General features: G+C 61.4%; 26 protein-coding genes. 12 read left to right on the top strand and 14 right to left on the bottom strand.

Annotated elements, in window-relative coordinates:
- Positions 1 to 106: 106 nt before the first annotated feature.
- A complete protein-coding gene (locus tag RRH01S_RS10365; protein ID WP_042471517.1) occupies positions 107 to 415 on the bottom strand; it encodes a hypothetical protein in 309 nt (102 codons plus the stop codon).
- A gap of 255 nt (positions 416 to 670) precedes the next feature.
- Between RRH01S_RS10365 and RRH01S_RS10370 the strand changes: the two genes are divergently transcribed.
- The 4 genes from RRH01S_RS10370 (at position 671) to RRH01S_RS10385 (ending at position 4473) form a co-directional block, all read left to right on the top strand.
- Positions 671 to 1684 (top strand): ABC transporter substrate-binding protein, encoded by a 1014-nt coding sequence (locus tag RRH01S_RS10370; RefSeq protein WP_007694402.1) that lies wholly within the window; start codon positions 671 to 673, stop codon positions 1682 to 1684.
- A 90-nt stretch (positions 1685 to 1774) separates the two neighbouring features.
- Positions 1775 to 2593, top strand: coding sequence for an ABC transporter ATP-binding protein (locus RRH01S_RS10375; protein WP_007694401.1), 819 nt, complete (start codon positions 1775 to 1777; stop codon positions 2591 to 2593).
- 14 nt (positions 2594 to 2607) lie between these two features.
- Positions 2608 to 3489, top strand: a complete 882-nt coding sequence (locus tag RRH01S_RS10380) for an ABC transporter permease (protein WP_012652784.1) — start codon at positions 2608 to 2610, stop codon at positions 3487 to 3489.
- Between the two features lie 270 nt (positions 3490 to 3759).
- On the top strand, positions 3760 to 4473 hold the full coding sequence (locus RRH01S_RS10385) for a DNA helicase (RefSeq protein WP_042471520.1): 714 nt from the start codon (positions 3760 to 3762) through the stop codon (positions 4471 to 4473).
- A 40-nt stretch (positions 4474 to 4513) separates the two neighbouring features.
- Here RRH01S_RS10385 and RRH01S_RS10390 read toward each other — a convergent pair whose 3' ends face one another.
- From RRH01S_RS10390 to RRH01S_RS10405, 4 genes are all read right to left on the bottom strand, one after another.
- Positions 4514 to 5929, bottom strand: coding sequence for a sensor histidine kinase (locus tag RRH01S_RS10390; RefSeq protein ID WP_041722850.1), 1416 nt, complete (start codon positions 5927 to 5929; stop codon positions 4514 to 4516).
- Positions 5919 to 6587 carry a response regulator gene (locus tag RRH01S_RS10395; protein WP_007694635.1) on the bottom strand — a complete coding sequence of 223 codons (669 nt, stop codon included), beginning with the start codon at positions 6585 to 6587 and terminating at the stop codon, positions 5919 to 5921. Before RRH01S_RS10395 ends, RRH01S_RS10390 begins: the two co-directional genes overlap by 11 nt.
- Before the next feature lie 63 nt (positions 6588 to 6650).
- Positions 6651 to 8441: an alpha/beta hydrolase family protein gene (locus RRH01S_RS10400; protein WP_042471804.1), complete on the bottom strand. Its 1791-nt coding sequence runs from the start codon at positions 8439 to 8441 to the stop codon at positions 6651 to 6653.
- A gap of 10 nt (positions 8442 to 8451) precedes the next feature.
- Positions 8452 to 9966 (bottom strand): lipopolysaccharide biosynthesis protein, encoded by a 1515-nt coding sequence (locus RRH01S_RS10405; RefSeq protein WP_042471525.1) that lies wholly within the window; start codon positions 9964 to 9966, stop codon positions 8452 to 8454.
- Between the two features lie 188 nt (positions 9967 to 10154).
- Here RRH01S_RS10405 and RRH01S_RS10410 point away from each other — a divergent pair, with 188 nt between their 5' ends.
- Positions 10155 to 11009, top strand: coding sequence for a glycosyltransferase family 2 protein (locus RRH01S_RS10410; RefSeq protein ID WP_034521822.1), 855 nt, complete (start codon positions 10155 to 10157; stop codon positions 11007 to 11009).
- Here the strand turns inward: RRH01S_RS10410 and RRH01S_RS10415 are convergent.
- The 3 genes from RRH01S_RS10415 to RRH01S_RS10425 form a co-directional block, all read right to left on the bottom strand.
- Complete coding sequence (locus tag RRH01S_RS10415; protein ID WP_037219042.1) at positions 10976 to 12178, bottom strand: glycosyltransferase family 4 protein; 1203 nt, start codon at positions 12176 to 12178, stop codon at positions 10976 to 10978. The genes RRH01S_RS10410 and RRH01S_RS10415 overlap by 34 nt on opposite strands.
- Positions 12179 to 12467: 289 nt before the next feature.
- Positions 12468 to 12842, bottom strand: coding sequence for a VOC family protein (locus RRH01S_RS10420; protein WP_042471530.1), 375 nt, complete (start codon positions 12840 to 12842; stop codon positions 12468 to 12470).
- A gap of 240 nt (positions 12843 to 13082) precedes the next feature.
- Positions 13083 to 13319, bottom strand: coding sequence for an Lrp/AsnC ligand binding domain-containing protein (locus RRH01S_RS10425; RefSeq protein WP_034522129.1), 237 nt, complete (start codon positions 13317 to 13319; stop codon positions 13083 to 13085).
- A 253-nt stretch (positions 13320 to 13572) separates the two neighbouring features.
- Between RRH01S_RS10425 and RRH01S_RS10430 the strand changes: the two genes are divergently transcribed.
- Complete coding sequence (locus RRH01S_RS10430) at positions 13573 to 14562, top strand: Ldh family oxidoreductase (protein WP_034521816.1); 990 nt, start codon at positions 13573 to 13575, stop codon at positions 14560 to 14562.
- An 86-nt stretch (positions 14563 to 14648) separates the two neighbouring features.
- Here the strand turns inward: RRH01S_RS10430 and RRH01S_RS10435 are convergent, their stop codons facing one another.
- The gene (locus RRH01S_RS10435; protein WP_042471807.1) at positions 14649 to 15383 is read right to left on the bottom strand and encodes an alpha/beta hydrolase; all 735 of its coding nucleotides are present in this window, start codon (positions 15381 to 15383) and stop codon (positions 14649 to 14651) included.
- Positions 15384 to 15534: 151 nt separating this feature from the next.
- Here RRH01S_RS10435 and RRH01S_RS10440 point away from each other — a divergent pair, with 151 nt between their 5' ends.
- Positions 15535 to 15978 carry a MarR family winged helix-turn-helix transcriptional regulator gene (locus RRH01S_RS10440; protein WP_037219038.1) on the top strand — a complete coding sequence of 148 codons (444 nt, stop codon included), beginning with the start codon at positions 15535 to 15537 and terminating at the stop codon, positions 15976 to 15978.
- An 8-nt stretch (positions 15979 to 15986) separates the two neighbouring features.
- On the opposite strand, the gene RRH01S_RS10445 is transcribed toward RRH01S_RS10440, so the two are convergent.
- The 4 genes from RRH01S_RS10445 to RRH01S_RS10460 form a co-directional block, all read right to left on the bottom strand.
- Positions 15987 to 17312: a glucoamylase family protein gene (locus RRH01S_RS10445; RefSeq protein ID WP_042471533.1), complete on the bottom strand. Its 1326-nt coding sequence runs from the start codon at positions 17310 to 17312 to the stop codon at positions 15987 to 15989.
- A gap of 128 nt (positions 17313 to 17440) precedes the next feature.
- A complete protein-coding gene (locus RRH01S_RS10450) occupies positions 17441 to 18016 on the bottom strand; it encodes a TetR/AcrR family transcriptional regulator (protein ID WP_042471537.1) in 576 nt (191 codons plus the stop codon).
- 8 nt (positions 18017 to 18024) lie between these two features.
- Positions 18025 to 18489, bottom strand: a complete 465-nt coding sequence (locus tag RRH01S_RS10455) for a nuclear transport factor 2 family protein (RefSeq protein WP_042471538.1) — start codon at positions 18487 to 18489, stop codon at positions 18025 to 18027.
- A 79-nt stretch (positions 18490 to 18568) separates the two neighbouring features.
- Entirely contained in the window at positions 18569 to 19432 is an 864-nt protein-coding gene (locus RRH01S_RS10460; RefSeq protein ID WP_034521799.1) for a DMT family transporter, read from the bottom strand.
- A 108-nt stretch (positions 19433 to 19540) separates the two neighbouring features.
- Here RRH01S_RS10460 and RRH01S_RS10465 point away from each other — a divergent pair, with 108 nt between their 5' ends.
- Positions 19541 to 20959, top strand: a complete 1419-nt coding sequence (locus RRH01S_RS10465; RefSeq protein ID WP_042471541.1) for an aminotransferase-like domain-containing protein — start codon at positions 19541 to 19543, stop codon at positions 20957 to 20959.
- 2 nt (positions 20960 to 20961) lie between these two features.
- On the opposite strand, the gene RRH01S_RS10470 is transcribed toward RRH01S_RS10465, so the two are convergent.
- A complete protein-coding gene (locus RRH01S_RS10470; RefSeq protein ID WP_034521795.1) occupies positions 20962 to 21390 on the bottom strand; it encodes a VOC family protein in 429 nt (142 codons plus the stop codon).
- A 107-nt stretch (positions 21391 to 21497) separates the two neighbouring features.
- Here RRH01S_RS10470 and RRH01S_RS10475 point away from each other — a divergent pair, with 107 nt between their 5' ends.
- The 4 genes from RRH01S_RS10475 (at position 21498) to RRH01S_RS10490 (ending at position 25465) form a co-directional block, all read left to right on the top strand.
- Positions 21498 to 22355, top strand: coding sequence for a LysR family transcriptional regulator (locus tag RRH01S_RS10475; RefSeq protein ID WP_042471544.1), 858 nt, complete (start codon positions 21498 to 21500; stop codon positions 22353 to 22355).
- Between the two features lie 146 nt (positions 22356 to 22501).
- Entirely contained in the window at positions 22502 to 23227 is a 726-nt protein-coding gene (locus RRH01S_RS10480) for a GntR family transcriptional regulator (RefSeq protein WP_042471546.1), read from the top strand.
- 58 nt (positions 23228 to 23285) lie between these two features.
- A complete protein-coding gene (locus tag RRH01S_RS10485) occupies positions 23286 to 24533 on the top strand; it encodes an MFS transporter (RefSeq protein ID WP_012652772.1) in 1248 nt (415 codons plus the stop codon).
- 125 nt (positions 24534 to 24658) lie between these two features.
- Positions 24659 to 25465: an amidohydrolase family protein gene (locus RRH01S_RS10490; RefSeq protein WP_037219416.1), complete on the top strand. Its 807-nt coding sequence runs from the start codon at positions 24659 to 24661 to the stop codon at positions 25463 to 25465.
- Positions 25466 to 25511: the final 46 nt, after the last annotated feature.

Consider the following 25511-nt stretch of genomic DNA (forward strand, 5'->3'; position numbering starts at 1 on the left):
CCGCTCAGTGTGTATTAAATGGTGGCGAAATTCAACTAAAAGTCCTTGGTGGCGAAGATTTGTCCGTTATCGGCCGTTTGAGTAGCGGTAGGAAAGAAGCGTGGCATCAATGTGGATTGAAGACGGAAGACGATCTGCAATTGTAGACGGGGCATAGCGGGTTATCCTTGGTCGGCACGCTCGCGCGCGCCGCATAGTTGCCCGTACCGCACTGGCCGTCGTTCACCACGTAGCGGTCGTAAAGGATGACATTGCCGCTTCTCGAGGGATAACGCAGCAATACCGCCCGCTCTCTCGAAATGATCTGCTGCACGGATGCACAGCTCTGGCGAAGTGAATCATAGCGGGAAATAGCCTGAGCCGGGCCGACGGCGGCGACCGTCGACAGAATGAGCGCTGCGGCTATTGCTTTCATAGTTCGTCCTTTTCGTGGCAACGGCTATTTTACATAGGCGCCAAGAGCGTCTTGCCAAGGGTATGACGTATGATGAGGTTTCGTTCGGAAAACAGGCAGGGCAGCGGCCCAATAAAATCGGGAGTATCGACTTGCGGGATTTCTCACTGAAAGCTGACTGAAAGGTTGCCCGCGCTAGGCTTGCCCAGCTTCGTGGAGGAAGCGCATGCCGTGCGATTACACTATGACGCAGGCATCTAACAGGAGGAGATACCCATGCGTTCATCGCGCACGCTTTTTCATACCGTAGCCCTTTCCCTCGTCATGACCGCCGCCTCGCTCAGTGCGACAGTGGCGCATGCCGCCGACAAAATTTCCATCATGGTGGGCGGCTACGAAAAGCAGATCTATCTGCCGGCCAAGCTCGCCGAATCTCTCGGCTACTTCAAGGATGAAGGCCTCGAGGTCGAGCTTCTGAACGAATCCGCTGGCGTCGATGCCGAAAATCAGCTGCTGGCCGGTGCGGTTCAGGGCGTCGTCGGTTTCTACGATCACTGTGTCGACCTGCAGGCCAAGGGCAAGTTCATCAAGTCCATCGTGCAGTTCAGCCAGGCGCCTGGCGAAGTCGAGCTGGTCTCGACCAAGCATCCGGAACTCAAGTCCTTCGCCGATCTGAAGGGCAAGAGCCTCGGCGTGACCGGTCTCGGCTCGTCCACCAACTTCCTGACGCTCTACATGGCGTCCAAGGCGGGCCTTTCGGCCTCTGACGTCTCCACGGTTCCGGTCGGTGCCGGCCAGACGTTCATCGCGGCCATGCAGCAGGACGCCATCCAGGCCGGCATGACCACCGAGCCGACGATCTCGCGCATGCTGAAGACCGGCGAAGCCAAGATCCTCGTCGATCTGCGTACGCTCAAGGGCACGGAAGAAGCTCTCGGCGGCACCTATCCGGCCGCCTCGCTCTACATGGACGCGGCCTGGGTCGATGCCCATAAGGAAGAGGTGCAGAAGCTCGCCAACGCCTTCGTCAAGACGCTGCGCTTCATCAACACCCATTCCGCCGCCGAGATTGCCGACAAGATGCCGAAGGATTTCTACGTCGGCGACAAGGACGGCTACATCAAGGCTCTCGACGCCGGCAAGGAAATGTTCACGCCGGACGGCGTGATGCCGGAAGACGGTCCGAAGACGGTTCTCGCCGTGCTCTCGCAGTTCTCGAAGAACGTCAAGGGCAAGACGATCGACCTGTCGAAGACCTACACGACCGAGTTCGTCAAGAACGTCAAGTAAGCATTCATCGCTTCGCCTCCGGTTCGAACCGGAGGCGGTATCTCACGGGCTTTGCGTGCACGCCTGAAGGCACGCGTCAGGATCAGCACCATGCAACAGGATGGACGCCGGGCACCGGCGATCGAGCTCATCAATGTCAGCCGCCGTTTCGTCTCGCCGACCGGCAAATCGCTGACGGCGCTGCGCGATTTCAACATGACCGTCGAGCGCGGCGAATTCGTCGCCGTCGTCGGGCCGACCGGCTGCGGCAAGTCGACGACGCTCAATCTCGTCACCGGCCTTGCCAAGCCGAGCGCCGGCGAGGTTCGCCTCATGGGCGGTCCGGTCGACGGCATCGATCCGCGCGTCGGCTTCGTCTTCCAGACGGATGCGCTTTTCCCCTGGAAGAACGTCATCGACAACGTCATGTCCGGCCCGCTGTTTCGCGGCAAGTCGAAGGCGGAGGCTGAAAAGACCGCCAAGGACTGGCTCGCCCGCGTCGGCCTGACGAAATTCCTGCATCACTATCCGCATCAGCTATCGGGCGGCATGCGCAAGCGTGTTTCGCTGGCGCAGACCTTCATCAACGAGCCAGAAATCCTGCTGATGGACGAGCCATTCTCGGCGCTCGACGTGCAGACCCGCACGGTGATGCACGAGGAGCTTTTGAAGCTCTGGGCCGAGCGTCAGGCTTCGGTGGTGTTCGTCACGCACGACCTCGAAGAGGCAGTGGCACTGGCCGACAAGGTCTATGTGCTGACGGCAGGACCCGCGACAGTGAAGTCGGTTTACAAGATCGACCTGCCGCGTCCGCGCGTCGTCTCGGAGATCCGCTACGAGCAGACCTTCATCGATTATTGCAAGACGATCTGGGACGACCTTCGCGAAGAGGTCGAGACCAGCTATCGCCGCGCGGCTCAAGCGGCATAAGGGGAGGATTGATCATGGCAAATACAGCCCTTGAGACAGGCAATGCGCCGATCTTCCGCGCCGGTACCTCGGACGTGGAAATCGAAGCGGCGGCACTGAAGGCCATCACCAAGCGCAAATATGTCGTTCTCTTCTGGCAGGTGGCGATCCTCGTCGCGATCCTCGGCGTCTGGCAGCTTGCCTCGGACCTGCACTGGATCGACCCCTTCTTCTATTCCAGCCCGACTGCCATCGGCTACAGGCTCTACGAATGGGTCACGGAAGGCACCGAAAACGGTTCGCTCTGGTATCATCTCGGCGTCACCATGGAAGAAGCGCTGATCGGCTTCGTCATCGGTTCGGTCACCGGCGTTCTCGTTGGTGTCGCTCTTGGCCGAAACAAGCTGGCCTCCGATATCCTGTCGATCTACATCAAGGCAATCAACTCGATCCCGCGCGTCGTGCTGGCGCCGATCTTCGTGATGATCATGGGCCTCGGCCTGCCCTCCAAGGTGGCTCTGGCCTTCATCATGGTGTTCTTCGTCGTTTTCGCCAACGCTTTCCAGGGCGTGCGTGAGGCCGACCGTAACATGATCGCCAATGCCCGCATCCTCGGTGCGTCGAACTGGCAGGTTACCCGCAACGTCATCCTGCCGTCGGCGATGAGCTGGATTTTCGCAAGCCTGCACGTCTCCTTCTCGTTTGCCATCATCGGTGCGATCGTCGGCGAGTTCGTCGGTTCGCTGGCCGGTATCGGCTACCTGATCTCGATCGCCAAGGGCACCTACGATGCCGCCGGCCTCTATGCAGCGATCATCCTGGTGATGGTGGTGACGCTCGGCGCGGAATACGTGATGACGCTGGTCGAAAACCGCATCACCCGCTGGCGGCCGCAGCAGAGCATGGACATGCATTAAGCCAGCTGGACAGTCCAGCACCTCCCAACGCAAAAGGCCGGGCGAAATGCCCGGCCTTTTGCGTTTCGAGGAACCGTTGCGGCGCCGGGTGTGGGCGATTTTCTTTGGGAGAGAATCAGCTTATCTTCGGTTTCAGGCAAAGCCCATGCCTCCCCCCTCCGACCGGGAAAGTATCATTCATGCGGGGCTGACCAACCATCGAACCGACTGTTCGAGCGCCAAGCATAAGGAGGGATTGCAATCGCAGCTCGCAATAGGAGGTTTTTTGAGATGAGGCTTTCCGCCCCACTGTATCGACTGAAACACAAGGCGCGGCTGTTGTCGCGCCAGGAGAATATCCCGTTGCATCAGGCCCTCGACCGGATTGCCGCCGAAGAGGGTTTTCGTAGCTGGAGCCTGCTCGCTACCCGTGCGGATGAGACTACGCCCGCCGGCGAGATATTTTCCCGGCTGAAGCTCGGCGACCTGGTGCTTCTCGGCGCTCGTCCGCGCCACGGCAAGACCTTGATGAGTCTCAGGCTCGCCGTCGAAGCAATGAAATCCGGCAATCGCGGCATCTTCTTCACGCTGGAATATACCGAAAGGGAGGTCGTCGACCGATTTGAGGCGATCGGCGCGGAGTTCGAGCATTTCAGGGGTCTGTTCGAATTCGACAGTTCCGACGCGATCAGCGCCGACTATATCATAGAGCGGCTGGCATCGGCGCCGAAGGGAACTCTGGTGGTCGTCGATTATCTGCAGATACTCGACCAGAACCGACGGAAACCGGAATTGATGGTTCAGGTCCAAGCGTTGAAGGCTTTTGCGCGCGAGAAAGGGCTGGTTATCGTCTTCATCTCGCAGATCGACCGGTCCTATGAATCGTCGGCGAAGACCTATCCTGATCTGGAAGATGTCCGCCTGCCCAACCCGCTGGATCTTGGCTTGTTCGACAAAACGTTCTTCCTGAACAAGGGAGAGGTTCAGATCCGGGCAGCTGGATAGTAATCTCGCCGGTTTTCGGTTGCCGGTGGTTTGAAATCAGTCAGACCGCCGGCAGCCTTACGGTCACCAGCAGACCACCCTCGGCTGCGTCGCCGAGAGTGACCGAGCCGCCGGCGCCGTCGACCACCTCGCGGACGATGGCAAGCCCGAGGCCGCTGCCCTCCGGTTCCGTGCCGATGATGCGATAGAAGCGCTCGAACACCTGGGCGCGTTCGCTCTCCGGAATGCCTGGGCCGTTGTCTTCCACCGTCAACACGGCATCATCGCCATCGCGGGCGACGCCGACTGTGACCCGGCCGTTCGCCGGGGTGTAGCGCAGCGCATTGTCGACGAGATTGACCAGCATCTCGCGCAGCATCATGCCGTCACCCTCGACATGGATCGGCGTGCTGCCGGCCTCCAGACCGAGATCGATATTGTGCCGCAGCGCTTCCTCGGCGAGGTTTTCCAGCACACGCCGGGCGGTGGCGGCGAGCTCGATCGTATCGCTGCGCGGCCTGCGGCTGCCCGGTTCGGCGCGTGACAAAGTGAGAAGCTGGCTTGCCAGCCGTGTCACCTGCTTGGTGCTGGAGCGCAGCGCCTGCAGCGCCTCGTCGCGCCTGGCATTGTCGGCCTCGCGTGCAGCAACGCTTGCCTGCGTCGAGATCAAAGCGAGCGGCGTGCGCAGCTGATGGGCGGCGTTGGAGACGAAGCGGCGTTGCGCTGCCATCTGGTTCTGGACCCGCTCCATATGATCGTTGAGGGCGTGGACCAGCGGTCGCAGCTCGCTCTGCACCATGTCGGGTTCCAGCGGGTCCAGCCGCTCGCGGCCGCGTTCGCGCACGGCATCGCGCAGCCGCAGCACCGGCGCCAGACCGCGCTGCAGACCAATGATCGTCACCAGGCCGGCGATCAGCACCAGCACGAGCTGTTTGGTGAAATCCGATAGCCACAGCTTGCGGCGCATGGCGTACTGGCTGTGATGGGTGACGGCGACAGTGACCGAGATCGTGCTGTCCTCGCCGAGCCCGACGATCGGCTGGTTCAGCAGCATCAGCCGCACATCGTCGGTGCGAAACGTTGTGTCTTCGCCGGTCTGCTGCCTTTTCGGTTGCGGCAGGTCGGGATAGCCGGCGATGAGATTCCCCCAGGCGGTGATCACCTGATAGAAGACGCGATCGCCGTTGCCTGTGTCGAACATTTCAAGGGCGGCGGGCGGAATGTCGAGCTGGACGGTACCACTGGGGTCGACATGCACGGCCTCGGCGATGACGCGGGCTGAGGCGAGCAGCGTATGGTCGATAACGAGATCGGCGGTGGCGTTGGCCGACCGGTAGCTGAGATAGAGATTGACGCAGATCGCTCCGATCAGTGTTAGCACCACCCAGGCGAACAATTGCGCCCGCAGGCTGGCGGTCAGCCCCGCTATAGCGTGGCCGAGGCGTCCTTCCTGCGGGAGGCTTTCATCATTGCGCATGGCGAAGGAGATAACCGAGGCCGCGCAGCGTGGCGATCTGCACGGCGCTGCCTTCGAGCTTCTTGCGAACACGATGCACGTAGATTTCGATGGCGCTGGTATCGGCGAGATCGTCGAAGCCGAAGACGCTTTCCGAGAGCGCTGTCTTGGTCACCGTCGTGCCGACCTTCATGACCAGATGTTCGAGCACGGCATGTTCGCGCGGCGTCAGCGCCAGGGTTTCGCCGCCGAGAGAGAATTGCCGTGTGCCGCCATCGAACACGAGGTCACCGACGGCGATTTCGGGGGCGGCGCGGTCATGGCCGCGGCGGACGGCGGCGCGAATGCGGGCTTCCAGCTCGGCGATTTCGAAGGGCTTGGCGAGATAATCGTCAGCGCCGCTGTCGAGTCCGGTAATGCGGCCGTCCAGGCTGGCGTTGGCTGTGAGGATGATGACCGGCACCTTGTTGCCCCCCTGACGCAGCCGCTTCAACAGCGTCAATCCGTCGATTTTCGGCAGGGAGAGATCGAGGATGACGACCGCGTAGCTCGCCACTTTTAGCATATGTTCGCCGTCCTCGCCGTCATGCGCGATGTCGACGGCATATTGCGCCTGACGCAGCGCCTTGCCGAGCCAGGACGCCAGTTCGCGGTTGTCTTCGACGATCAGGAGCCTCATGCGGCGAGTATACAGCAAGTATCGGATGTTGCGAGTGTTTCGGGGCAATGCATGCGCCCTATTTCACCGCCTGCCCAGCCTCAATCCCATCTCCCTCACCTCCCGCAAATACACCTTGCGTGCATAGGGCGGCGTCAGATTGTGGTCGGCGCCGGGGATGATTGTAAGGCGGATATCGGGGAAATTCCGTAGCGCGGCTGCGTCCTCGCCGAAGTGCTCGTGGAAATGATCGAGGCCGATGTCATGGGCGCTGTAGATCAGCGATATGTCGACTCGACGCCTGGCGAGCGTGCGGAAGCCGCCCATGACGATTTCGTGCTCGCCGGCGAAGAAAGGCAGGACGCCGAGCAGGGGGCGGCCGAGCCGAACTGCGCGCCTTGCCAGTGCCGTGACGATGTTGCGTGCAGCACTTTTAGCGTCGATCTGGCCGCCATAGAGCCGCTTCAGCGTTTCCAGTTGCAGAAATTTCTGGCCATAGGTTTCAAGCGAGCGCGGTACGAAGCGCAGGGCTTCGTCGACCGATTGAGTTTCATCCCAGAAGAAGGCGTAGGGGTTGACGGTGATCAGGCCGTGGCATCTCTCATCGCTCATTGCGGTCTGGAAGGCGAGATAGCCGCCGCTGCAACGGCCGACGGCGAAGGCTGGCAGCAACTCTCTCGCCTCGAGCATGTCGAGTGCGGCGCTGACATCCCGATGTTGGTCACGAGAATAGAGCACCTGGTCGGGGGCGTCGGGCAAAGGCGGGCTATCGGCGACATTGGCGGTGTCGAAGCGCAGCGAGGCGATGCCGTCGCGGGCAAGTGCCCGCGCCATGGTCACCGATGTCCGGCCCCAGCCGGCGTGCCGGTCATAGGCGGTGGTCAGGAGCAGCGCGGTTGCGCCCGTCCGCTCGCCCAAGGGTTCGCAGAGAATGCCGAAAAGGCGATCCCCCTCGCCGAAGCGGAGCGGCGTCTCGCGAAAGCCGTCGCCCTCAAGTGCTTCGGCGCGCGGTGCGTGGAGAATCTTGCGTGTGGTCGTGACAGGCTTGGTGGCGATCGACTGCACCCAATCCAGAATCTTGCGGCCGGCCTCAAGCGGCATGGCGGCGATGGTCGGGTTCGAAACCAGTTCGTCATAGCCGTCATAGACGGCCTGTTCGATGCGCGGTCCCAGCGTCCCGAGATGGGTTGCGAAGTCGGCATCGCCCGGCCTGCCGGGTCGGGTCAGGACAAGGCAGTCCGGCGCGCTGACATGGCCGCGCGTCATAAGGTTGAGCGTCTTGACCGTGGCGGCGATGCCGTCCGGCATGCGCAGGCTGGCGACGGTGACGCCCTCGGTCTGGCGCTGTGTCTCGTCGAGCCCCATGCTTTCGTCGATCATCTTCGACCAGATAGTCAATTCGCGCAGATAGGCGCGGCCAGAAATCGTCGGCGCGAGGAGAGCGATGCCGTCGACGGCGTCAAGCCGCTCGGCAATATCAAGGGCGATGGTGCTTCCGAGCCCCTGGCTCACAAGGATAAGCCGCTCGCAGCCTGACAGCGATCGCAGCATGGCGGCAGCAGCCAGTGCCGTATCCTCCCAAAGCGCCAATCCTTGCCCTTGCTCGGCGACGTCGAGCGCGTCGCCCGTGCCGGCATAGTCGAAACGCAGGCTGGCGATGCCGGCCTTGGCAAAGTCCTCGGCGAGGATGCGCCAGAACTTGCGGGCGCACATTTCCTCAAAACCCCAGGGGCTGAGGAACAGCACGGCTGTAGCGCTTGGCGGCGCGGCAGCGGGTACGAACAGGCCGACGGTGCCGGCGAAGGTCACTGGCACGGCGGCGGCCGTGATCTCTTTGATTGTGTCCACGTATTCGGCGGCTCCCCAACCAGCCATGATCGTCTCCTCACATTCGGCGCGGCGCCAATAGCGCCAGCGCGTGAACGGCAATCGGATGGGCGCGCCGTGGCAGGCGCGCGGCAATCTGTTGCATAACGGCGATATCCTCCGGCGGTACGGCGTTCAGTAGCCGGAGTGCCAGGCCATAGACCAGCGCGCCGGCGATGATGGCGCCGGCAAGGCCCGGAATGCCCGGCAGGACATGCAGGAAGCCATAGGCGGCAGCCGCGCAAAGCATGGCGGCGGCGGTGACCTTGGCGAGGCCGACGAACATGCTGCGCATCGAGCCTTCGAATTTCATCAGGCGCACCATCAACAGGCACATAGCGGTGAAGGCCAAGAACCGCACCAAAGCGGCACCCTCACCGCCATAGAGGGGCACTGCGATCAGGCAGCCGACGACCATGATGACGCTGGCTGCGACGCCGATGATCGTGCGTTCGCGCGTGCGGTCGATGGAATAGAGATATTGCGTGCAGATCTGCATGAAGACGTAAGGTGCGGCCGTCAGCGACAGCAGTGCCACCATGCGGCCGCTCGGGCCAAAGGGCTTGCCGAAGATGGTGACCACCAGCTCGGGCGCAATCGCGGCAAGACCGAAGCTCATCGGCAGGGTGATATAGGCAATGCTGCGCGCCACGCCTTCGAAGACGCGGATCGGTAGCTTGCCGGATGGCTGCGCATGCATCTGTTCGGAATAATAGGGCAAGAGGCTGCCACTCAGCTGCACCGGAAGCTGGAGCGCGAGATTGGCGAGCGACAGGCCAACGGCATAAAAGCCGACCGCTTCGATGCCCCAAAAATGCTGCAGGAAAAGCAGTTCGATGCGGTTGAGGAAGATCGAGCTGTTGATAAGTTCGATCGAGAGAATGAGCGAGGAGCTGACGAGGGCGCCGAGGCCGACGCCGCAACTGTTACGGCGCGCGATGGCGATCTTCAGGGTTGCGAAGAACATCGGCAGCTGGCCGATGGCGTAGCCGGCAAGAGCGCCGCTGACGCCGAAGAAGACGGCGCCCAGTAGCACGGTGGCGAGCTGCAGGGCAGAACTCGTCAGGGTGATGCGCAGGAACGTGCCGAGTTGCTGTTCGCCGATCAGGTAATTCTTGCTATAGGCGCCGAAGGATTGAAGGACGAAGAACACGCCGGTGATGGCTATGACGGCGGATGCGTTGCCGGCCCAATGCAACCGCTCCGTATCCCAATAATAGGCGGCATAGCCGGCGAGCAGGATCAGCGTTGCCAGGATCGTCGGCTGCAGGAGATAGGCGGCAAAGCCACGCCGGTCCTCGGTCGAATAGCCCTGTGCCTTCAATTGCGGCAGGATGCGCAGCAGCGTGACGCCGGCGCCGAGTTCGGCGATGAGCGCGCCCGTCGTCGTCAGCCACAGCGAAAAGGCAATGATGCCGTTGGCCTCGGGGCCGAGCAGACGGGCGGCGATGATCGAACAGACAAAGCCGGTCGCGAGCAGGGTCAGCCCCGCTGCCGCGTTCAGCGCCGAATTCGCCATGATGCTCTTCGTCATGAAGATTACCGTTCTAAAAGTCGCAGAAAGTGGCCGAGACTATCCGGCTCTTCATGGAAATAGCGTCTGCTCTATTTCATATGCCTTAATATTTACCGTCTATTCCTAATGTAAATTTTGTTTTTACTTCAGCTAATATTCAATTTTCCTGATATTGGCTGCCTTGCCGCTTGCCAAAAGGATCTTCGTTGTTCAGCCTCATCGTCTGTACGATCGATCGCTTCGACCAGCTGGAACGGTTGTTCCTGTCGCTGAGCAGTCAGCGATATCAGGATTTCGAGGTCGTTGTCGTCGACCAGAATCCGGACGACAGGCTATCCCAGCTGGTCGGGCGGTTTTCGCCTCTTTTCACCATCCGGCATATCCGCTCGGCCAAGGGGCTTTCGCGGGCACGCAACAATGGGATGGCGGCGGCGACCGGCGACTATGTCTGCTTTCCCGACGATGACTGCTGGTACGAGCCCGATACGCTCGAGATGGCCGAGCGGCTGTTCGTCGCGCATCCGGAACTTGCCATCGTCACCGGCCGCACGCTCGACGCCGGTGGCATGGCCTCCGTCAGCCCGACGGGTGAGGTCCCGCTTGCGGTAACGCGCTGGAATTATCTGAAGTGCGGCAATTCCAACGGCATCTTCGTTCGCCGTGCGGCGCTGGCCGATATTGGCGGCTTCGACGAAAACCTCGGGGTCGGCTCGGACACGCCGTTCCAGAGCGGCGAGGAGGCGGATTTTCTGCTGCGTGCGCTGGCAACGGGCAAGCAGCTGATGTTCTTTCCGGAATTGATCGTCCACCACGATCAGGTCACCGACGAATATGGTCCGCGTCAGGTCGAGCGGGCACGCAAGTATGGGCGCGGTTTCGGTGCGCTGATGCGCAAGCAGCGTTTTCCGCTCGTCTATGTCGGCTATCGCCTCCTGCGGCCCGTCGGCGGCTGGCTGGCGGCGCTTGTCCGGTTCAACGCGGATGCGGCGCGTTACAAGCGCGCCTGGCTCATGGGTATTCTCGAGGGTTATGCCACCTGGCCGCGCTGGGGCAGCGGCTGATGCCGTTCGCCCTTCGGGGTCATCGCCTCGGCATAGGCATCGATATAACGCTCCGCCACCTCATCCCACGCATAGGCGCGGGCGTCGCGGATCAGTTCCTCGCGTAAGTCGAGGCCATCTGTCTCAAGGCGCTCGAAAGCGGTGGTCAGTGTATCGGCAGCCGCTTGCGGATCCGAGAAGTCGGAGAGCATCAGCGCTGGATGGGTCTCGGCCAGCGCGACATAGGCGTCGTTCGTGTGCAGCACCGGCAGCAGGCCGGCGCTCATTGCCTCGATCGCCACCAGGCCGAAGCCTTCATATTCCGAAGCGGAAGCGAAGAGCGAGGCGCGGGCAATGATGTTGCGGATGGCGCTGTTGTCGATCGATACATGCAGCGACACATGGCGGCCGAGATCGCGGTCGGCAATTTCCTGTTCCAGCGTCGGCTGATCGAGGTCGGAGGCGGCGCCGATGATGTCGAGATGCCAGTCCGGATCGCGGTCGGCCAGTACCCTCATGACATCCAGCATACGATCGAGCCGCTTGTTGACCGAGAAGCGGCCGATGGTGACGATGCGGCGGCGGGCTTCCAGCGCTGCGCAATTGGCGAATTTGGCGACGTCGGCACCGTTCTCGATCAGGCGGGCACGGCGTCCGGCAATGCTGGAAAATAGCCGTTCGTCCGACTGGCTGCAGCAGATCAGCTCGGCATAGGCAAGCGCCGAGATCCGGGTCGCGGTGTTGAACCAGAGCTTCTTGATGGCTGCGAATTTCGGCGTGTGGAAGAAGCCGCCATGGGTGGTGGCGACCATCGGGCGGCCATGAAACAGCTTGCCCCAGGCGAGCGCGTCGAAAAAGAAGTCGACGGCATGAACATGGATGAGGTCGGCGTCGGCAATATGCTTGAACACCTTCGGCGCCACCGGGTAGCGGCTGGAGCCGGACCAGGGGATGCGGACGATCTCCATGCCGCCGATGGTTTCGCTGGGTGCCAGTTCGCGGGCCGGATCGGAAAACAGGCTGTTGCAGGTCACGACGCGGACGCGGTAGCCACGGCAGATCAGCTGCCGGCAGAGATTGGCAACCACATCTTCCAGCCCGCCCTTGTTGGGCAGGAACTGGCGCACGACATGGACGATCAGCGGCCCGCCCGGCTTCTGTGCCTGAATATCTGAAATTGCCGACGTCATCGATCCCGCCCTCGATCCTTGGGCCGCGCACCACCGCGGCGATCAGGCGCACGCAAGCGCCATCCGTTGATCAGCACGCAACGCTGCTCAGCGGACGGTTAAAAAGGACTTAATCGCGGGCGAAAAGCCAAGCGGTTTCGGGAAAGAGGGTTAATATCGGGACTGCTTAGGGAATGTCAGGTGGGCCTGCCGCTGTCGGGTCATGTCGGAAAGTGTGGTGTTATGCAGCAAATGCCACAAACGGCAACTTATCGATCACGCTGTCCACTACGCGCTGCTGACGCCGATCTCACTTCGTCCGCTGAGTCCGTGCGGTGAGTTTATTTCCGTCCGGATCGCGAAGATAGGCAACGAAGGACCCGTTCGGACGCTCTGCGGGCGGGCTCTCGATCGCTGTGCCACCATGCTTGGTACCAGCCTCATGCCAAGCTAGAACATGGTCTTGGCTTGCGGCGGCTATTCCGATAGTCCCACCGTTGGCCGCGGTCGCCGGCTTGCCGTCGATCGGTTTCGTGATCATCAGCCGACCGCCCTCGTGGGCATAGATCAGCCTGCCCCTAGCATCCATCTCGCCGGGCTTGCCTCCCAGTGCAGCGAATGTGGCGTCGTAGAAGGCTCTGGCCCGCTCCAAGTCGTTGCTGCCGATCATGACGTGGGTGAACATGCTTCATCTCCGGTAGGGCACGCAATGGGCCGCTTCTTGGTGTACCTAATCTGGCCATTGGTCAGTTGCGAAATTCAGAATTAAAGTGTCACTTGTTTTCTGGACTTTTGCGCCGGCCGCAATGTCCGGTGTTGGCGCAATCCAACCGATCTCACATTTGCGAAACAGGCTGGTGGTATTTGCTCACAATTCGTGGAAAGTGTGGCGTCGGAAGCGATGCCCGTCCATCTTCTGGGCCTTTTAGAACGCCCGAAATGTCAGCGTCGTCAGCGAGCGAACGATGCCGGGGATATTGGCGATGTTGTCGTTGATGAACTTGCCGATGTCCTGCTCGTCCTTGATGTAGACCTTCAGCAGCAGGTCGTAGTCACCGCTGGTGGAATAGAGTTCCGAGACCAGCTCCGTCTGGTAGATGGCGTCGGCGACCTCGTAGGTCTTGCCGGGGGCGCATTGGAGCTGAACGAAAATGGGCTTCATGAGACGATCCTGCTTCTGTCCGCGGCCGCGATTGTAGCCGACGCTTTGCTCTATAATGGTCGAAAGCCCCATGGCCATGCAAGTTTTTCTCTGTCCACCGGATGTCGCTTTTATGATTTCCGCAATCGGGAGGGACCGCCAGCCGGCAGGTTCATCGTCGCGTGCGGTGAAGCCGGTCGTTGTTGCATTGCGATAAGAAAGATCAGGGCGTAGGAATATCTCGCTCTCCTCATTCATTCCAAGGTCTCTCATCATGCATCTGTCGCTCGCCGAAGCCGAAACGCTGGTCGTGGAGGCGTTGCTGCGAAATCGGGTTAGCCCGGAGAATGCCCGCGCGGTCGCCATTGCGCTTGTTGCGGCGGAGGCCGCCGGGCAGGGTGGCCATGGCTTGCGCCGTGTGCCGGCCTATGCTTCGCAGGCGAAAGCCGGCAAGACCGATGGTTTCGCCAAGCCGCACCTGACGCGCCCCTATCCTGCCGTGCTGCGCATCGATGCCGGCAACGGCTATGCCTATCCGGCGCTCGATCTTGCGGTTGCCGAGCTTACCATCGTTGCCCGCGAACAGGGGATTGCGCTTGCCGCGATCAGCCGCTCGCATCATGCCGGCGTGATGGGGCTGACGGTGGAGCGTTTTGCCGATCAGGGGCTGGTGGCGCTGATGGTCGCCAATGCTCCCGCCTCGATGGCGCCCTGGGGCGGCAAGACGCCGGTCTTCGGCACCAACCCGATCGCCTTTGCCGCACCCTTGCCGGACGCCGATCCCATCGTCATCGACCTGGCGCTGTCGAGGGTGGCGCGCGGCAAGGTGATGGCCGCGCGGCAGAAGGGCGTGGCGATCCCGGACGACTGGGCCTTCGACCGCGACGGCAAGCCGACCACCGATGCCGAGGAGGCGCTGGCCGGCACGATGATACCCGCCGGCGAGGCGAAGGGTGCTGCGCTGGCATTGATGGTGGAGATCCTGTCGGCCGGCCTGACCGGCGCCAACTACGCCTTCGAAGCCTCGTCGCTTTTTGACGACCAGGGTTTGCCACCGGCGCTCGGCCAGACGATCATCGCCATCAATCCGGCCGCGATGAGCGTTGCCGACACGGCAAAGCGGCTGGCACTGCTGGCAGGCGAGATTACCAGCGACCCCAATGTCCGCCTGCCTGGACGTCGTGGCCAGACGGCGCGGCATGAAGCGCTGGCAAACGGGATTTCCGTCGAGGACGATGTGATCGAGATGATTAAGGGGCTTTGAGGCGCTCGACGGCGGTCGTCAGGACAAGACAATACCGGAGCGCCTGGGGCGCTCCGGTATTGGAAAGAACGAATACTCACCTGGCATTACTTGGCGGTTGCGGCCTGCTCGATGAGGGCGGCAACGACGTCCGGCTTGGAAACGTAGACGGCGTGACTACCAGCCGTTTCCACGACAGTCGATCCGGCGCGTTTGGCCATCAGGCGTTGTGCGGGCGGCGGGATCATGTGGTCGTCGGTTGCGACCAGATAGTAGCTCGGCTTGCTCTTCCAGGCCGGATTGGTCACCGCGCCGGCCAGGGCCTCGACACCCCACGGAACCTGCGAGTCGGCCATGAATGAGGCCGTTGCGGGATCGATGTCCGCTCCGAAAGCTTCCGCAAACTTCGCCTTGTCGAGGAACAGGTAGCCGTCAACCGGCGGCAGGATCGGAGGCACGGCTGCGCCAGCTGGCGGATTGGCGATCAGCGACGACACGGACTCACCTTTGTCGGGTGCGAATGCGGCGATATAGACGACGGCCTTTACCTTCTCGTCGGTGCCGGCTTCGCTGACGACGACGCCGCCGTAGGAATGACCGACCAGGACTACGGGGCCATCCTGCTGCGCAATGGTCCGCTTGGTGACGGCCACGTCATCGGCAAGCGAGTTGGTCGGATTCTGGACGATGCTGACATTGTAGCCGTCCTTCTTCAAAATGTCGTAGACGGCTTTCCAGCCGGAACCATCGACGAAGCCGCCATGGACAAGGACGATGTTCTTGGCGCCGACGGGTGCGGCATGGACGGGATTGAGGGCGTTTGCGATCAGGGTGTTGGTCATGTGCTTGCCTCCTTTTTTGATGTCATCGATAATCATTATCGCGATAATTATTTTAGTACGCCGCGGTTCGACCATTGTAAAGCGATTTATTTATCGCGATATCATTTTTTGTGATAATGATTGCGGACCAAGCTGAATCCAGGAGACGACGATGACCGATGCCCCGACACTACCGCTCGACAGCCAACTCTGTTTCTCGATCTACGCAACGTCGATCGCCATCCATCGCGTCTACAAGCCGATGCTCGATGAACTCGGGGTTACCTACACGCAATATCTGGTGCTGAGCACGCTTTGGGAGGCTGACGGCCTGACCATTTCGGCCATTGCCGACAGATTGGCCTTGGAGCCAAGCACGATCACGCCGGCGGTGAAGCGGCTGGAAAGCGCCGGGTTTGTGACACGTCGGCGCAATGCTTCGGATGAAAGGCAGGTTCAGGTGCACCTGAACCCGAAGGGGGCCGAGCTTCACGCAAAGACGGGTTGCCTCACGGAGACGCTGCTCCGTCGCTCCGGCTTCACGGTGCCGGAGATGATCGATCTCAACCACAAGGTCCAGCTACTTCGGGACGGTATGACCAAGGCGGAGGTTTAACTGGGCCGTTAGGCGATCGCGGGCCTTGCCTGTTTTTCGTCCAGCCAGCCGCCGGTAAAGCCGGCGCGGTCGAGCCCTCGGCGCAGGATCGGCGATTGGCGCATCAGGTTCCAGATCATGCCCGTACGTTCGTTTTCGATCATCATCACGAGCAGGCCCTGGTCGATGGCGACCGAGCGGTCGTCGACCCAGCCTTCCGGGCCGGACCCCTTGACGCTCGGATTGAAGCCGCCGGGGAAGCGACCTTCGAGGAGCAGGTTCGGATAGGTTGAAAGCAGGGCCTTGGTGCCGTCGAGTGCCGCCTGGCGGTCGAACGGCAGACAGGAAAGCGGCCCCCAGGGCGCGATCGTACCGTCATCGGGACCGAGCGGCGCGCCGCGCGCCGCATAGCCCAGAACTTTCGGGCTATAGCGCCGGCTGTGCTTGGTACCGGTCGGGTTCGGTCCGTCACAGGCCGACAGGCCCCAGATGTCCTTGGTGTAGCCGACGAAATGGCCAGGGTTACGATCGTTGTAATCGCGCTGAACGGCGATCGCCGTCTGCGTATTGCGGAAGTAATCGATTTCCTTCTCGGCGACATGCCGGTCGCTGATCCCACGGAAATCGATCCAGGCATGCGAGAACAGGTGGATGAACAGCGGTCCCGCATAGAGAAACGGCGTGTCCTTGAACATCATCCAGGTGTAGGTCGAGGCGAAGGCTTCGTAGCTGGAAGAGGGGATGGCGTGCGTCGGGGAGGCAAGTGCCAGAACGTAGAGGAAGATCGCCTCGTCATAGCCCTGATAGCGCCAGCGCAGGAAGCCGCTGCTCGGCTTCCAGCCCATGCTGATCGTCGGGCCCTTGTTCAGCGCCCAGTTCCAGTCGCAACGCTCATAGAGGAACTTCGCCTGCCCGCGAATGCTCTTCTCGGCCTGGCTGGAACCATCGAAATAGGCGGCCGCCGTCAGGACGCCGATCAGCAGCAGGCCGGTGTCGATGGTTGATAGCTCGCTGTTCCAGGCGCGCTTGCCGGTTTCCATGTAAAGGAAGTGATAATAGAAGCCCCGATGGCCGGTGGCGCCACGTTCCTCGCCCTGTTGGCTCTCGGCAAAGAAATCAAGCGCGGTCAGCACTCGCTTCGCCGCATCCGCGCGGCTGATCCAGCCGCGCTCGACGGCGACCGGATAGCTCGAAAGCGCAAAGCCGACGGCGGCAATACTGCAGTGGCTCGTCTTGATCGAAGTGTCCGCCACCAGCCCGTTTTGCGGATTGGTGTGGAGCATGAAATAGTCGAAGGCCGACCGTTGCAGGCGGTCGATCAGTGCATCATCGGTGTCGTTGGTCTGTTGCAGCATCTCTATCCATCTCCTCGGCGCTCCCGTTTTCTGCTGAGCACAGGAGCTTGGACAGTTGCAAATCAAAGATGATTAATGCTGCCACGCTTTTGTGGATGATTGTTTAAGATTGGGGCTCCGTACCCGATTTACGGGCCTCTCCTTCCGAGAGGCTCCATCAGCCGCTCCCTCAATCTTCCCAGTGTCCGCCCGAAAATCGAATCATCCCCCAAGGCTCTCGCAAGCGTCAGCGCGCCCTGGATGCCAACAACTGCTTCCTCGGCAAGCTCCCGCGCTTCCGCTGCCCCCACGCCGGCCCTCATCAAGGCGCCGGCAAGCGCCTTGATCCAGCGTTTGAAATAGCCCTGGATCGCGCTTGAGAAGCGGTCACGCGTTTCGTCCAGCGCGAAGGCGCCGATGAGGCAGATGCGGCGGCCGGAGCGGAAATAGGTGTTGGTGGTTTCCCACATCAGGGCAATGGCGGCGCGCGGTTCGTCTTCCTCGAGCGGCCTGAACATTTGCGTGACGAACCAGGCATCGATATTGGCCATGATTTCCGCCGCCATCTCTTCCTTGCCGCCGGGAAAAAAGTGATAGAGGCTGCCCTTCGACAGCTTGGTGCGTGCCGTGATGCTGCTCATCGACGCGCCCTCGTAGCCGAGTTCGCGAAAGACTTCGGCGACCAAGGCTATGGCGTCCGACTTTTCAAAGACGGTGCGTGTCATGATCCGCCTCAGAGGCCGAGATCGGACAGACCGGGATGATCGTCGGGACGGCGGCCGAGCGGCCAATGGAATTTCCGGTCTTCTTCCTTGATCGGCATGTCGTTGATCGAGGCGAAGCGGCGCTGCATCAGGCCATCGGCGTCAAATTCCCAGTTCTCGTTGCCATAGGAGCGGAACCAGTGGCCGCTGTCGTCGCGCCATTCATAGGCGAAGCGCACGGCGATCCGGTTGCCATCGAAGGCCCATAATTCCTTGATCAGCCGATAATCGAGCTCTCTCGTCCATTTGCGGGTAAGGAATTCGACGATCTCATTGCGGCCGCGCGGAAATTCGGCGCGGTTCCGCCATTGGCTGTCTTCGGTATAGACCTTCGAGACGCGCTCCGGATCGCGGCTGTTCCAACCATCCTCGGCCATGCGGACCTTGGCTATGGCGGTTTCGCGGGTGAATGGCGGTATGAGGGGGATGGCCATGTTTTGCTCCTCGACTATACTTGTAGGTTTATTATAGACTGATCAGTCTAGTCGAACAAGAGCATGTTTGAGGTCAGGGCTATCGCGCGAATTTCTTCGCGCCCACCACGCAGGCGACGACGCCAAGGGTTACCGCGAACATGGACCAGCTGACGCTCTCCTTCAGCAGGGTGGCGGCAAGCGCCAGGCCGAAGAAGGGCTGGAGCAGCTGCAATTGCCCGACAGCGGCGATGCCGCCTTGCGCCAGCCCGCGATACCAGAAGATGAAGCCGATCAGCATGCTGAAGAGCGAGACGTAGATCAGGCCAATCCAGGCCGGCCCGCCAATGCCGGCGATGGTTTGCGGCATGGTGAAGAGGCAAAGCGCAATCATGGCCGGCAGCGACAGCACCAGTGCCCAACAAATCACCTGCCAGCCGCCCAGCCGGCGCGACAGCACCGCGCCTTCGGCATAGCCGAGGCCGCAGACCAGGATTGCCGCGAGCATCAGCAGGTCGCCGACCGGCGAGGCGGAGATGCCCTGCGCGAGCGCGTAGCCGCAGACGATGGCGCTGCCAATCACTGAAAATATCCAGAAGGCCAGCCGCGGCCGCTCGCCGCCGCGCAAGACGCCGAATATGGCCGTCGCCAGCGGCAGCAATCCGATGAAAACGATCGAATGGGCCGAGGTGACATGCTTGAGCGCCAGGGCTGTCAGCAGCGGAAAGCCGATGACGCAGCCGATTGCGACGATGATGAGGGGCACGAGATCGCCCCGAACCGGCCGCTTTTCCCGGAAGGCGAACAGCAGGCAGAGCGCCAGGATGCCGGCGATCGCGGCGCGGGCGACGGTCAGGAAGACGGGATCGAAATCCATCACCGCCACCCGCGTTGCCGGCAGCGAGGCGCTGAAGATCAGCACGCCCGTCAGTCCATAGATCCAGCCACTCGTTGTCTTGTCCATGTTTATGCTCCTGGTTTGTCGTCCGCGATATCGGCGAAGTCGGCTGGCTATTCCAGAGACGGTGCAGTACAATTCGTACGAACTGTTATGGTATGAGGTGTGGTACGGATGAACGGCTTAATTGCGGCAAACGGGAGTGGCGTCACGCGCATCGAGGGCGTGATGGCGGCGATTTCGGAGCGGATCGCCGCACGGAGCCTTCCGCCCGGCGCGCGGCTTCCTTCGGTGCGCAGCTTTGCCAAGACCATGCAGGTGTCGGTCTCCACTGTGGTCGAGGCGTATGAGCGCCTGGCGGCTGAGGGCGTGATCCGCTCGCGGCCCGGTTCCGGCTTTTATGTCTGCGGGCCGCTTGCGCCGCTTTCTCTGTCCGAGATCGGCCCCCGGCTTGACCGCGATGTCGATCCGCTGTGGATTTCGCGGCAATCGCTAGAGGTGGGCGAGGATGTGCTGAAGCCCGGCTGCGGCTGGCTTCCGCCGTCCTGGATGCCACAGGCGGCGCTACGTCGCGCGATGCGCAACCTGGCGCGCACGGAAGGCGGTGTTCTCACCGACTATGGAACGCAGCTTGGCTTGCCGCCCTTGCGCCAGCTTCTGGCGCGGCGCATGACTGAACACGGCATTGCCGCATCGCCCGATCAGATCTTGCTGACGGAGTCCGGCACGCAGGCGATCGATCTCATCTGCCGCTTCCTGCTCGAGCCCGGTGACACCGTCCTGGTCGACGATCCCTGCTATTTCAATTTTCATGCGCTGTTGCGCGCGCATCGGGCCAATGTCGTCGGCGTGCCCTTTACGCCGACAGGACCGGATATCGCGTTGTTCGGCGAGGCGCTCGAAAAGCACAGGCCGCGCCTCTACATCACCAATTCCGCCGTCCACAATCCGACGGGCGCGACCTTGTCGCCGGTAACGGCGCATCGCCTGCTGAAGCTGGCGGATGCATCCGACCTCATCATTGTCGAGGACGATATTTTCGCCGATTTCGAGCAGATGCCGGCGCCGCGGCTCGCCGCCTATGACGGGCTCGACCGGGTGATCCATATCGGCAGCTTCTCCAAGACCTTGTCGGCCTCGGTGCGTTGCGGCTTCATCGCCGCGCGGCCGGATTGGATCGATGGCCTTGTCGACCTGAAGGTCGCCACCAGCTTCAGCAGCGGCCAGCTTGCGGCAGAACTTTTGTTTTCGGCGTTGAAGGACGGCAGTTACCGCAAGCATATGGAGGCGCTCAGGGCACGGCTTGCCAAGACGACGAGCGAGACTGCCGCGCGCCTGGAGGCGATCGGCATTGTCCCCTGGCTGAAGCCGCAAGCAGGCATGTTCCTCTGGTGCCGGCTGCCGGAGGGGATCGAGGCGGCCGATATCGCCCGTGCCTGCCTCGCCGAGGGCGTCATACTCGCCCCCGGCAACGCCTTCAGCCTGATGGATACGGCCGGCAGCTTCCTGCGCTTCAACGTCGCGCAATCCGCCGATCCAAGGATTTTCGATGTGCTGGCGGCGGCGATGCGGACTTTGCGTCGCCGCGCTTAGCCTTATTTGGCAAACAGGCTGTTGATGTCGGCAAACGCCTTCAATTCGACGGCATTGCCGCTCGGATCCTTGAAGAACATGGTTGCCTGCTCGCCGGGTTCGCCCCGGAAACGGATATAGGGTTTGATGACGAATTCGATATTCGCCTTGGTCAGCCTCTCCGCTGCGGCTTCCCATTCTTCCATCGACAGAACGACACCGAAATGGCGTACCGGAACGCCATGACCATCGACAGCGTTTGCTGTGACTTCACCGGTCTCCTGCGGGGCCAGATGGGCAACGACCTGGTGCCCATAAAAGTTGAAATCGATCCAGTCGGGAGAGCTCCGGCCTTCGGAGCAGCCGAGGAGGCCACCATAGAAGGCACGCGCAGCCGCGAGGTCGTTGACGGGAAAGGCAAGATGGAAAGGGTGAAGGGGTGCCGTGGTCATTGCTCATCTCCATTGAGGTGAAATTCCATGCGGCGACCTATAAGAAACATTCTTTCTGATGAAAAACGATATATAATGAGTCTGAGAGACAGGAAAAATTATCAATCGTGATTTCGGAACTTAAAACGCTGGTGGCGATTGCCCGCTTCGGAACCTTTGCCGCCGCAGGTGATCGGATCGGGCTGACGCAGGCGGCGGTCAGCGGCCAGATGAAGCGGCTGGAAGAAAAGCTCGGCGTTCAGCTGTTCGAGAGAACAGGCCGCTCGGCAACGCTGAATGCCGCCGGGCTGAGAACGCTTGAGCGGGCGAAGGACATCATCGCGAAATTCGAGGCGATCGCTGATCCGGCGGATGAGGATAGCGGCGGGCGCCTCAGTATTGGCGCTATCGCCTCCGTCCAGTCAACCGTTCTTGCCCGCGCACTTGTGCCGTTTCGCGATCGATTTCCGAAACACCATATTCATATCGTACCGGGGATTTCCCTTCATTTGCTCGATCTGCTCGATGCGGGCGAACTCGACCTCGCCGTAGTCATCAAACCCTCTTTCGGCATACCGAAGGATTTCGTTTGGCAACCCTTGTTGCGTGAACCGTATGTGCTGGCGGTCCCGAGCTGGATCGAAGGCGACGACTGGCTGGCCCTGCTGCAGGAGCAACCGTTCATTCGCTATGAGCGCAGCTCGTTCGGCGGCCGGCAGGTCGACCGATTCCTGCGGTCCTTATCCGTCACGGCTAGGGAATCGGTGGAGATCGATGACATATCCGCGATGGCGGCCTTGGTTGGACAGGGACTTGGTGTGGCGCTGTTGCCGATGACCGAGGGGAATTTGCCTCTTCCGCCGTCGGTCCGCGTGGTGTCGCTGGCCGACAGGACCTTTTACCGGGAGATCGGCATATTGAAACCACAGGCGGATCAGCCGGTGACCGCGCATCTCGCCGATTGTCTAACCGCAGCCGTGTTCTGACTCTTTTCAGATAGAGCTATTTTTCAAGTCGCTCCCTGCATTTCCGCATCAGGGAGTCGATCGAGTGCGGGTTTCGTTTGATTCGTCATATCCAGCGTCAACGCTACTGAATTGACAACATGTCATTTAGTCATCTATATGACTGTATGACCTCTTTAGATGACAGACTTCCCCGCTATCAACGCCTGCGCGACGATCTCGCCGCGAGGATCAATCGTCAGGAATGGCGGCCTGGCGAATCGATTCCGTCCGAGGCGGAACTTTCAGCAACCTACGGCGTCGCCGTGGGCACAGTCCGCAAGGCGATCGATCAGCTCGTGGCCGACGGCGTCGTCGAACGTCACCAGGGGCGGGGCACCTATGTGCGGCGTGCTCGCTTCAACTCCTCGCTTTTCCGGTTTTTCCGTTTCCAGTCGGAGAGCGGCGAGCGCCGCGTGCCCGAGAGCCGCATTCTTCGGCGTGAAAGTATCGCTGCGCCCTCGGCCGTTGCCTCGGCACTGCGCCTGCGCGAGGGAGATCCTGTCATTTCCCTTTCACGCCTTCGTCTCATCGGCGGCGTTCCGTTGCTGGCGGAAGAAATCTGGCTGGAGAGGTCACGCTTCGAAGCGCTGCTGACAATCGATACGTCCGAATTCGGCGATCTTCTCTATCCGCTTTATGAGGAACGTTGCGAGCAGGTGGTCGTATCGGCGGAGGAAACGCTGACCGTCGAGATCGCGCCGCCGCTTCAGGCGCGCCTGCTGGGGCTGGAACCGGGATCGCCTCTGGTCGTCATCGAACGCGTAGCCTTCGATCTGGAGCGACGACCCCTTGAATGGCGGCGTTCACGCGGTCCCGCCGACCGCTTCCGCTATCACGTCGACATACGCTGATCTGCAATCTTTAGGAACATGAACTGGCGCGCTGGAACAAGGCGCGGGGAGGAGAATAATGTCTAATTGGTACAAGGAGTGCTCGCCGGTGGAACGCAAGACGTTCTGGGCGAGTTTCGGGGGCTGGGGGCTCGATGCGCTCGACGTTCAGATGTTCAGCTTGGCCATTCCGGCGCTTATCGTCGCTTTCGACATCACGAAAGCCGATGCCGGTCTCCTCAGCTCGATTACCCTGTTTTTCGGCGCCATCGGCGGCTGGTTCGGTGGCGCGCTTGGCGACCGTTTCGGTCGGGTCAAGGCATTGCAGATCACGGTCGCGACCTTCGCGCTTGCCACTTTCGCCTGCGCCTTTGTCACAAGCTATAACCAGCTTCTGGTGCTGAAGGCGATACAGGGCCTCGGCTTTGGTGCGGAATGGGCCTGCGGTGCGGTGCTGATGGCCGAGATCATCCGGCCGGAAAATCGGGGCAGGGCGCTTGCCGCAGTCCAGAGTGCGTGGGCGGTTGGTTGGGGGGTGGCGGTTCTGCTGTCCGCCATCGTCTTCACCTTTGTCGAGCATGAGATCGCATGGCGCCTGCTCTTCGCGTTGGGGCTGCTGCCGGCGCTTTTGATCATCTTCATTCGCCGCGGCATTCCGGAGCCGCGGAGGGCAACGGCGAAAGCCGACCAGCCGCCGTTCTGGCAGACGGTTGCCGGTATCTTTCGTCCGGACGTGCTGCGTTTCACCCTGATCGGCGCGCTTTTCGGTACAGGGGCACATGGCGGCTATGCGGCGCTCACGACCTTCTTGCCGACTTATCTTCGCGAGGTCCGTCAGCTTTCGGTGCTCGGCTCCAGCGCCTATCTCGCCGTGATCATCGTTGCCTTCTTTTGCGGCTGCATTGTCAGTGGAATGCTCAGCGACCGGCTGGGCCGGCGCGTCAATGTGACCCTTTTTGCCGGTGCCTGCGTGGCGACGGTTCTGATTTACATCTTCGCACCGCTGTCGAACTGGCAGATGCTGATTCTGGGTTTTCCTCTCGGGTTCTTCTCGGCCGGTATTCCGGCGAGTATGGCCGCACTTTTCAGCGAGCTTTACCCCGCCGGCGTTCGCGGAACCGGGGTGGGCTTCTGCTATAATTTCGGCAGGATTGTCTCCGCCGGGTTCCCGCTGCTCGTCGGGTATCTGAGCGACAGGATCGGGCTCGGTCCGGCCATTGGCATCGATGCAGCCTTCGCCTATTCCCTGGTGCTGGTTGCCGTGTTCATGCTGCCGGAAACGCGGGGCAAAGTATTCGAACAGCCCTCCTCCTCGGCGCAATCATAGGCTTGCAACCGAATGTCGCGAGATACCACCATGATTGAAAGCTCAGTCACCGCCGCCGTGGCTTGCTTCTCGATGGCCCCGGATCCATGGTCTTCATGGGTCCGGGCTGCATAGCGATCAACATCATGACTGTATCCTCCTTTCGTATCGATACCCACGCGCATGTCTTTGACCGCAGGCTGAAGCTGGCGCCGGGCAGGCGCTACGCGCCGGAGTACGATGCCCCCCTGGATGCCTATCTGCATCAGCTCGACGAGAACGGGCTGACCCATGGCGTGCTCGTGCAGCCGAGCTTCCTCGGAACCGACAATTCTTATCTTCTCGATTGCCTGAAAGCGGCGAACGGCCGACTGCGCGGCATTGTGGTGATCGACCCCGGCACCTCGCTGGAGCAGCTCGTCGCTTATGACGAAGCCGGTGTGGTTGGTATCCGTCTCAACCTCGTTGGGCAGGCCCTGCCGGATTTTTCCGCACAGGAATGGCGGGATTTGCTCGCGAAACTGAAGTCGCTCGACTGGCAGATCGAGATCCAGCGCAACGCAGCCGACCTCGTGCCGCTCGCACGAATGTTGGTGGACAATGGGATGAACGTGGTCGTCGACCATTTCGGCCTGCCCGATCCCAAGCTCGGCATTGCCGATCCGGGCTTCCTCGCCCTATTGTCGCTCGGCGCCTCGGGACGCGTCTACGTCAAGCTCTCCGCTTCCTATCGCAATGGACTGGAAGGCAGAGATTTCGCCCGGCAGGCCTATCCCCTGCTGCGTCATGCCTTTGGTCTGGACCACCTCATGTGGGGCAGCGACTGGCCGCATACACAGCATGAGGCGGCGCAGACCTATGCCGGCAACCTGGCTTTTTTGGGCGAGCTGGCGACAGACGAGGGCGAAAAAAGCCGGATTCTTGCTATGCCGCGAAATCTGTTCAAGTATTGAGCCGGTGCGCAAGCTCGATGGCTTTGCCACAAGGCCGCTCCAATTG

The sequence above is a fragment of the Rhizobium rhizogenes NBRC 13257 genome (assembly GCF_000696095.1).
Taxonomy (GTDB): Bacteria; Pseudomonadota; Alphaproteobacteria; order Rhizobiales; family Rhizobiaceae; genus Rhizobium; species Rhizobium rhizogenes.